Source organism: Paraburkholderia phenazinium (genome assembly GCF_900100735.1).
Classification (GTDB): domain Bacteria; phylum Pseudomonadota; class Gammaproteobacteria; order Burkholderiales; family Burkholderiaceae; genus Paraburkholderia; species Paraburkholderia phenazinia.
Genome location: NZ_FNCJ01000002.1, coordinates 766502 through 775227, shown reverse-complemented (window position 1 = coordinate 775227; position 8726 = coordinate 766502). Strand labels below are relative to the sequence as shown.

9 protein-coding genes are annotated in these 8726 nt (G+C 63.1%); 1 reads left to right on the top strand and 8 read right to left on the bottom strand.

All coding sequences use genetic code 11. From position 1 onward, the window contains the following. On the top strand, positions 1-324 hold a 324-nt coding region (locus BLQ92_RS40400), incomplete at its 5' end, for a hypothetical protein (RefSeq protein WP_218133030.1). A gap of 67 nt (positions 325-391) precedes the next feature. On the opposite strand, the gene BLQ92_RS07275 is transcribed toward BLQ92_RS40400, so the two are convergent. The 8 genes from BLQ92_RS07275 to phnS form a co-directional block, all read right to left on the bottom strand. Beyond that, positions 392-952 (bottom strand): phosphonate degradation HD-domain oxygenase, encoded by a 561-nt coding sequence (locus BLQ92_RS07275; RefSeq protein ID WP_090682899.1) that lies wholly within the window; start codon positions 950-952, stop codon positions 392-394. Between the two features lie 4 nt (positions 953-956). Further along, positions 957-2408 (bottom strand): phosphonoacetaldehyde dehydrogenase, encoded by a 1452-nt coding sequence (phnY, locus tag BLQ92_RS07270; protein ID WP_090682897.1) that lies wholly within the window; start codon positions 2406-2408, stop codon positions 957-959. Next, positions 2405-3670 carry a phosphonoacetate hydrolase gene (gene phnA, locus BLQ92_RS07265; protein ID WP_090682896.1) on the bottom strand — a complete coding sequence of 422 codons (1266 nt, stop codon included), beginning with the start codon at positions 3668-3670 and terminating at the stop codon, positions 2405-2407. The genes phnY and phnA overlap by 4 nt, the downstream gene beginning before the upstream one ends. 22 nt (positions 3671-3692) lie before the next feature. Further along, on the bottom strand, positions 3693-4439 hold the full coding sequence (locus BLQ92_RS07260; protein WP_090682895.1) for a phosphonate utilization associated transcriptional regulator: 747 nt from the start codon (positions 4437-4439) through the stop codon (positions 3693-3695). Positions 4440-4517: 78 nt separating this feature from the next. After that, positions 4518-5381 (bottom strand): 2-aminoethylphosphonate ABC transport system, membrane component PhnV, encoded by an 864-nt coding sequence (gene phnV, locus BLQ92_RS07255; RefSeq protein WP_090682893.1) that lies wholly within the window; start codon positions 5379-5381, stop codon positions 4518-4520. Beyond that, positions 5381-6307 (bottom strand): 2-aminoethylphosphonate ABC transporter permease subunit, encoded by a 927-nt coding sequence (locus BLQ92_RS07250; RefSeq protein ID WP_090682892.1) that lies wholly within the window; start codon positions 6305-6307, stop codon positions 5381-5383. The genes phnV and BLQ92_RS07250 overlap by 1 nt, the downstream gene beginning before the upstream one ends. After that, positions 6285-7382 carry a 2-aminoethylphosphonate ABC transport system ATP-binding subunit PhnT gene (gene phnT, locus BLQ92_RS07245; RefSeq protein WP_090683009.1) on the bottom strand — a complete coding sequence of 366 codons (1098 nt, stop codon included), beginning with the start codon at positions 7380-7382 and terminating at the stop codon, positions 6285-6287. Before phnT ends, BLQ92_RS07250 begins: the two co-directional genes overlap by 23 nt. A 113-nt stretch (positions 7383-7495) precedes the next feature. After that, positions 7496-8590 carry a 2-aminoethylphosphonate ABC transporter substrate-binding protein gene (phnS, locus tag BLQ92_RS07240; protein WP_090682890.1) on the bottom strand — a complete coding sequence of 365 codons (1095 nt, stop codon included), beginning with the start codon at positions 8588-8590 and terminating at the stop codon, positions 7496-7498. Positions 8591-8726 lie beyond the last annotated feature (136 nt).

Sequence of the window (8726 nt, the reverse complement as noted above, 5' to 3'; positions counted from 1 at the left end):
CTCGCGTCGCCATCAAGCGCCCACACTTATCGGCTGTTAATTTTTAAAGATCGATTACGCATTCACCACCGAAACCGCACCAACTTCACCTACCCGGCACCGCTTCGTTCTGCGTCGCTGCATCAGCAGCAGAGAAACGAGATTATGAAGAACTTTCGCTACGCCGTCAACAGGTTTTTTCAACTTCCTGAACCTGCCCACTTCGCCGAAAGCCTTGCCACTGCTGGCTCTCCCGCTCCCCGCGCTCCGTTTTCCGGAACGCGAAAGAACGAGATTCTAGCGAGCCGACCTGCAGCTTGCAAGCGTTATTTTGAACGCCCATAAAGGACGTGGGGACCCCACGCGACGCTCACGCCGCGCACAGGTCAATCTAGAAGAATGAAGCCCTGCTTCACGCCACGGCGTGTGCCTCCATCACCCGCTCGACGACTCCCAGGTAATGGTCGACATCCGGGGTGACACGGTTCGCCTCTTTAGCGAGATCGTCCCAGCGACGCACGCGCAGCGCGTCGTCCGCATAGGGTTTGTTCAGAAACGCATCCGCTTCCTGCTGACTGAAGATCCCGCCCTGCAATTCGAGACTACGCACCGAATCCGCCGAGAGGCGGCCGAAGTAGGTCGCGTCGATCGCACAAAGGCAGCGCTTGGCATCGACATGAAGGCGAATCGGCTCCAGCACCGCCTCTGGCAAAACCGGTCGCAGGAACGGTAACGCAAAGTATTGATGCAGATCGTCGATGCCGCGTTCGCTCGGCGTGTCGCCGAAACGGTTCAGCAAATGCCCGAGGTCATGCAGGAAAGCGGCCGCGACCAGTTCGTCGCTTGCGCCCTCCTCTTCTGCCAGCGCCGCGCTTTGCAGCGCATGCTCCAACTGTGTGACCCGCTCGCCGCTATAGGCCAGGTTACCGTGCTGCTCAAACAGTGTACGAATATCATCCAGACTCAAAGCCACACCACTACTCCCAAGGTAATGAAAACGTCTTGAGGTTGGTAAAGCTCTTCATGGCTTCCTGCACCCCTTCCTTGTAACCCAGACCCGAATCCTTGATGCCGCCAAACGGCGTCAGCTCAAGCCGGTATCCGGGCACTTCCCACACATTCACCGTACCGACCCGCAATTCATTGATGAAACGCGTGATCGCATCCTGACGATTCGTACACACCCCCGACGACAAACCGAACGCCGTGCCATTGCTGATCCGGATTGCGTCGTCGAGCGTGTCAAACGTGATGATGGGCGACACGGGCCCGAAGGTCTCTTCGCGCACCAGCGACATCGCCGGCTCCACGCGGTCGACCACCGTCGGCGCATACAGCGCGCCCTCGCGCTGGTTGCCGATCAGCAGTCGCGCGCCCTGGGCCACTGCCTCATTGACGCGTGCTTCGAAAAGCCGTGCCGCGGCTTCGTCAATGACGGTGCCCATCTGGTTGGCCGCATCAAACGGATCACCGTAGGACCATGCGCTCGTCTTTTCCACCACCAGTTCAGTAAATCTCGCCGCCACGCTCTTTTGCACCAGCATGCGCTTGACGGCCGTACAGCGTTGGCCCGAGTTCTTATAGGAACCCTGTACGGCGAGCGTGGCCGCGCGTTCGAGGTCGGCGTCTTCCAGCACGATCAACGGATCGTTGCCACCCAGCTCGAGCACGACGCGCCGATAGGCCGCCTTCGCCGCGATGTATTTGCCAATCGCGACGCCGCCCGTGAATGTCACCAGTTCGGCGAGCGGGTGCGTAATCAGTTCGTCGCAGATCTCGCGCGGATCGCCGGTCAGCACCTGCAGCATCGGCTCCGGCAAGCCGGCTTCATAAAGTAGGTCCGCCAGATAGAAAGCCGACAACGGCACCTTCTCCGAAGGCTTCAACAACACACGGTTGTTGGTGGCAATCGCCGGCGCAACCTTGTGCGCCACCTGGTTCATTGGATGATTGAACGGCGTAATGGCGACAATCACCCCCGCCAGCGGTTCGCGCTGCGCAAACACACGGCGCTTCTTGCCATGCGGCGTCAGGTCGCACGAAAAGCTCTGCCCGTCGTCGCGCAGCGCTTCGATCGCCGCGAACTTGAGCACATCGGCGACGCGTCCGATCTCATAACGCGAATCCTGTTTCGACAAGCCGGATTCGAGCGAGATCAGATCCGAGGCCGCTTCACAGCGCTGGCGCAGCAAGTCAGCCGCGCGCTCGAGAATCTGCGAGCGCTCGTAACGCGTCAGCTTCGACTGATAAGCGCCTGCGTATTCGAACGCGGCGCGCACATCGTCAACGCTTGCCAACGGTACCGTGCCGACGCGCAATCCGGTATACGGATCGAACACGTCGAGCGTGCGTTCACGCTGCGCGCGCTCGCCTTTCAGGCGCAGCGCTTCGGCGCGAAACGCAGGATGGTCCGTCAGCACGGCATTCACGATGCCACCACGTGGTTCAACGCAAGGTCGAACACGTCGAAGTTGCGCAAGCGCTTGCCGTCGGTCAGTCCCGCCAGGCGCCGATTGAAAATCAGCGGCACTTCCTGTTCGGAGATCCCGCCGTGCGAACGCAACGGCACGGTCAGCCCCGAGAGATCATGCTCATCGCGCCGCGTGCCGAGCACCACGTCGCGCTTGCTAACCACCACGATATCGCCGACGCGATCATTCGGCAGTTCGAAGCGTTCGCAGGCCGCGCGATTGTCCAGCACCACTTCGACGCCTGCGAGACCGCCAATCCGTTCGATCACCTGCCCCACGTTCACGTCAGGCGGCAGATAGATCGTGGCAAACGAGCCGAGCGCGCCGTGGTGGACCACATACGGATCCGTAATCGGCAAAATCACCCGAGTCTTGCGCGCGCCGAGCCATTCGTCCATCACATCCTGCAGATAGATCACGTTCGGCTCGCCGGTGTGCGGATCGTGCTTCGCATTCATGCCGTGGTCGGCAGTCAGGCCGATCACCCAGCCCAGCGCGTCGAGCTGGGCCAGATAGCCGTCCATCATCGCGTAGAAGTCGTTCGCGCCTTGAGTGCCGGGCGCCCACTTGTGCTGGATGTAGTCGGTGGTGGACAGATACATCAGGTCGAGCTTGCGCGTTTGCGCGAGACGCACGCCAGCGGCGAAGACGAATTCCGACAAACCCGCGCTGTACACATCCGGCACCGGCAAGCCGACCAGATCGAGCACGTCGGCGATGCCGTTTTCCGCCAGCGTCACCGTATCCGCCTTCTCCGCCGAGAAACAGATGCCCTTCAGTTGCCAGCCGAGCAAGCGGCGCAACTTGTCTTTCGCGGTAACCACTGCAACCGCTGCACCCACTTGCGCCGCCGCAGCCAGCAGCGTGCCGGCGCGCAGGTAGGCCGGATCGTTCATCATCACCTCAGCACCCTCGCCGCCATTGGCCTGCGGGTCCCAGAAGTAATTGCCGCAAATACCATGCACCGAAGGCGGCACGCCGCAGACGATCGACAGGTTATTGGGGTTGGTGAATGACGGGATCACGCAATCGCCTTTGAGCGCCGCGCCCTCTTTCAGCATCTTGCCGATGAACGGGGCGACGCCCGCAGCGACCGCCGCCTCGAGGTAGTCGTACTCGCAACCGTCGACGCAGACCACCACCGTCGGCCGCTTCGACAGCCGGTACGCACGGCCATTCACGCCAATGCTGAGCTCGCTCTGCTCGGACTGAATTGACATCGCTTTCTTCCCTGCGCGTCGCTTACGCGCGTTCTTCGTCGATCGGGGCTGACGACGGCAGCAGCGCGCCGCGTTGTCCAGCCGGTTCACAGGCTTCGTGCGCGCGTTGCCGCCCGCCGTTGACATGCGCATGCATCAACGCCGCGGCGTGTTCGGCATCGCGCGAGGCCAGCGCCGTCAGGATAGCGCGGTGCTCGGCAAGCGAGCGCTCCATCGCATCGGCATGCACCACCAGCGCGGCGCGCCGGAACAGGCTCAATTCGCCCACGAGGCGCCGGTATGTCTCGTACAGCTTGCCATTGCCCGCCGCTGCCACGATGCCGTCGTGAAACGCCACATTGGCGCGCGCGTAAGCGTCGTGGTCATGCGCGTCGAGCGCGCTGCGCATCGCCTCGACCTGCTTGCGCAGACCCGCCAGTTGCGCTGCATCGATGTTCGATGCCAGCATCCGGCAGGCCGCCTCTTCGAGCACGCCGCGCACCGCATAAATCTCGTCCGCCTCCGCCAGCGACACAACCCGCACGAACACGCCGCGGTTCTTTTCTGTCGTGACGAGCCCGGCCTGCTCGAGCGCACGGAAAGCTTCGCGCACCGGCCCGCGCGAGACCTGCAGGCGCGCGGCCCAGTCCGCCTCGTTGAGCTTGGCGCCGGGCGCGATAGCACCCTCAATGATGTTGCGCTCGATCTCGTCGCGAACCAGCGCCGTGAGCGAATGCCGGCGTACGACGTCAATCGGATCAGCTGCTGCAGTTTCCATATTTTCGGTCATTTCGACATTTTTTGCCACATCTACATGTGTCGAACGGCAACGTGACGTTCGACACCGGAAGTCAGGGCAATCCGCGGGTCAGTCGGCCCGGCGGCGCGGAACCCGTGCGGCGATCAGCAGCAGCGCAGCGAGCGAGACAAGCAGCAGGATCAGCGAAAGTGCGGAAGCCGGCAGGTAATAACCGCGCTCGACCTGGCCGACGACGACGATCGGCACCGTCGCGAATCCAGGCGGATAGACGGTCAGCGTCGCGCCCAGTTCGCCGAGCGAAAGCGCAAAACCGAGCGCAAGACTGGCACGGATGGCCGGCACCAGTTGCGGCAGGACGACCCGGCGCAGCACCATCGACGGCGGCGCGCCGAGACTGGCGGCTGCCTCGCGCAGGATGGTCAGTTCGGGGCGCAAGGCCGCAGCCGCGCAGCGGTAGCAGAACGGCAGCACCAGCGCGAGCTGCACGAATACGACAATCGCCGCCGAGCTCGACAGATCGAGCGGACGCTTGTGATACGCAATCAGCACGGCGAGCCCCAGCACCACGCTCGGCACGCCGTTCGGCATCATCGCGATCGTATCGACGAGCGCACCGAGCCCGCGGCGATCGCGCCCTTCGAGCGCCAGCGCCAACCAAAGCCCGAGGATGGTGCCGAGCACGGCAACGCCGAAGCCGATCTCGAGACTCGTGCTGAGCGCATCGAAGTCGCTCGAACCGAGCCGCTCGAACCAGCGCATGCTGAAGCCGTCGGGCAGAATCGTGCCGGACCAGTGCGCGGCGACGCTGGAGAGCGCCACCACCACTACCGGCAAGACGAACAGCCAGAAGCACAGCAACGCGGCGAAGCCGAGAAACGCAGCGCCAAGGATGCGCGTGAGCAGGCTACGCTGCACCGGCCGCGCACGCTTGTGCATGACCGGCAATACAGTGGGATCCAGTTCGACGGCCATTACCGTGCTCCTCTAACCTTGCGTCGGTTGACCTGGCGGTACAACGCATACAGCGACAAAGACATCATCAGCATCACAACCGCGCCCGCGGCGGCGGTCGGCAGGTCGAGATCGACCGTTGCCGAACTGTAGATGGCCACCGGCAGCGTAATCAGATGCGCGCTACCGAGCACCAGCAGAATGCCGAACTCGTTGAGCGTCAGCAGAAAACACAAGATCGTGCCGGCTGCGATGCCCGGCCACGCCAGCGGCAGGATCACCTTGAAGGCCACCATCAGGCCGTTCGCACCGAGGCTGCGGGCAGCTTCGATCAGGCGCATATCGAGCGTCGCGAACGAAGCGAGTGTCGGGCGCACCACGAACGGCGCGTAGAACACCACTTCCGCGAGAATCACGCCGCCCACGCCGAACAGGAAATCGAGCGGTGGCGCCTGCAGATGGAACAGGCGCTGCAGACCGATACTCACCGAGCCTTGCGAGCCGTACAAAAAGATAAGCGTGAAGGCGACAAGGAACGACGGAAACGCGACGAAGAGTTCAAGGAAGCGGGTCACGAGCCGCGCACCCGGAAACGGCTTGAAGAACAGCAGCGCTGCAAGCGCCACGCCAAGCAGTGAGGCGAGACCGGCGCTGGCAAACAGGATCCACAACGTCGTGCCGACCACGCCGCGCGTCTCGGGATTGCCAAAGAAGCTGGCGTAGGCCTGCAAGCCGAAGCCCCCATGCGGGCCGGTCAGGCTCAGCAACACCAGCCGCACCAGCGGGTAAATCACCAGCGGCCCCAACACCACCACGGCGAGGAACAGCAGATGCCATTGCGCCGCGCGTTCGCGGCGGCGGACCGCGGCCGCATGCGAAGCGAAGGTGGCGGCGCGCTGCGCGTCGCCGAGCGCGTCGGGACTGTTAGGGGTTGATAAGGACGACATCGTCTGCCTCATAGCGCAAGGAGATACGCGCGCCCTTTTCGGGCGACATGCCGTGGCCGCGCTGCATCGTGACGAGCACGGGTTCGTTGGGCATCGCATCGAGGGCGACCGATACGGACAGCACCGCGCCGTACCATTCAACCGAGGTAATCATGCCGTGCAGGTGCCCTTCGCCGAGCGGCACGATCCGCAGCGCCTCGGGACGCAGGCAGGCAACCCGCTCACGTTCGTTGTAGCGCGCATCGCCGAGCGCGAAAGCCACATTCGGCGGCAGCAGATTGGCCGCGCCGAGATAACGCGCGACAAAGCCGTCGTTCGGCTGGTCGTACAGTTGCTGCGGCGTGCCGAGCTGCGCGATATGGCCTTCGCGCATCAGCAGCGTGCGGTCGGACAACACCAACGCGTCGTCCTGATCGTGCGTCACGCAAACAATGGTCAGATTCGGCAGGCGCTCATGCAGCGCCTTCAGTTCGGAACGCACCGACGCGCGCAGATTGGCATCGAGTGCGGAAAGAGGTTCGTCGAGCAACAGCACATCCGGCTCGATCACGAGCGCACGCGCAAGCGCCACGCGCTGCTGCATGCCGCCCGAAAGTTGTGCGGGCATCACATGGCCCGAATCGCCTAGTTGCACGAGCTTGAGCGCATCCGCCACGCGGCGGGCAATGTCTTTGGACGACTCGCGGCGCGCGCGCAGACCGAACGCCACATTCTCGAACACCGACAAATGCGGAAACAGCGCATAACTCTGGAACAGCAGCCCCAGATTGCGCTTGTGCGGCGGCACATGCGTGAGGTCGTGGCCGGCCACCGTCAAGGTGCCGGCGAGACCGTCCGCTTCGATGAATCCGGCGATGAAACGCAACAACGTCGTCTTGCCGCAGCCGCTACGGCCGAGCACGGTCAGCAATTCGCCGCGCTCGATGTTCAGCGACAGGTCGTCGAGCACCGTACGCGTCCCGAAACGCACGGTCAGGTGCTCGATCTGCACGCCGCCGGGCGTGCCCGGTTGCGCTGCAGCGAGCGCCTCCGGTGAGGCGCCGAGCGCGCCAGGGGCAAGAGTTGCGGTATTCACCGGATTCATCCTCCAACTAAGCTAGTGCGGGTAAAGACCTCGCAGCGCGCCCGCCGGTCAGCTAATCGACATTGAGCTAACCGGCGGGCAGGCCGCGAGGCTTACTGCGAGATTTACTGCGCCGGCTTGACGACTTCGACCTGCTTGCCGGAGTCACCGATCACATCGTTCTTCCAACGTGCCGTCCAGTCAGCCTTCTTCGCCATGACCTGGTTCCAGTCCACCGGAATCAGCTTCACGCCGGCAATCGCCTGCTTCACCGCTTCGCCGTTCTTGCCGGCGAGCGGGACGTCCGTGCGGCCCGGGATACCGAAGATGTCCGGCACCTTGGCTTGCACTTCCTTCGACATCAGGTAGTCGATCAGCTTCTTGCCTTCAGCCTGGTTCGGGCCGTTCTTGATCAGACCGATCGCGTACGGCAACTGGAACGTGGTGGGCTTGCCGCCAGCCGATGCTGCGAGGAAGATCGGCTTGAGCGACAGGCCGCCGTTGGCTGCGTCGTCCAGATCCATCTGCAGGTCGCCGTTGGCAACCGAGATTTCGTTGCGCGACAGCAGCACGTCGAGGTAGCCCGTACCCTTGGTGTGGAACTTGGCGCTTTGTTCGAGCTTCTTCAGATAGTCGAACGCCTTGTCTTCACCCATCAGCGAGGTCGTCAGGATGATCACGGCCATGCCGTCGCCGGCGGTTGCCGGGTTCGAGTAGGCGATCTTGCCCGTGTAATCCGGGTGCAGCAGGTCAGCGAAGGTCTTCGGCTGGGTCTTCACAACATCCGGGTTGATCGCGAACGAGAAGTAGTTGTTCACGAACGTTGCCCACGTACCGTTGGACGCCTTGGCGATCGCCGGCACGTTCTTGTAGTTGGCGCTCTGGTAAGCCTGCAGCAGGCCGGACTGATCCGCTTGCTGGATGAACGGCGGCAATGTGACGATCACGTCGGCCTTCGGCTGGTCCTTCTCGATGGTCGCGCGGTTCACCACTTCACCGCTACCGGCCGTGACGATGTTGACCTTGACGCCTTCCTGCTTTTCAAAGCCCGGCAGCACGTCCTTGTAGAGGTTTTCGAGGCCGTCAGCCGTGTACAGCACCACCGAATCGGCAGCCTGGGCCGGCAGCGCAGCGCCGCCGAACGCAGCAGCCACCACGAGTGCCGGCAGGGTTTTGCGGACAATGCTGGCAGTCGCGCGAAGGTGATTCGTCGTTTTCATGTCGTTCTCTCCGAAAGGCAAAAAACCAGACGGTCGGGGGGAACCCGATACCTGTTGTGATTTGACGGCGGTAGCGCCGCGCCGATTACGTTTGCCCACAGCCGATTGCCAGGTTTGTGCGATTGCAGATTGCTGA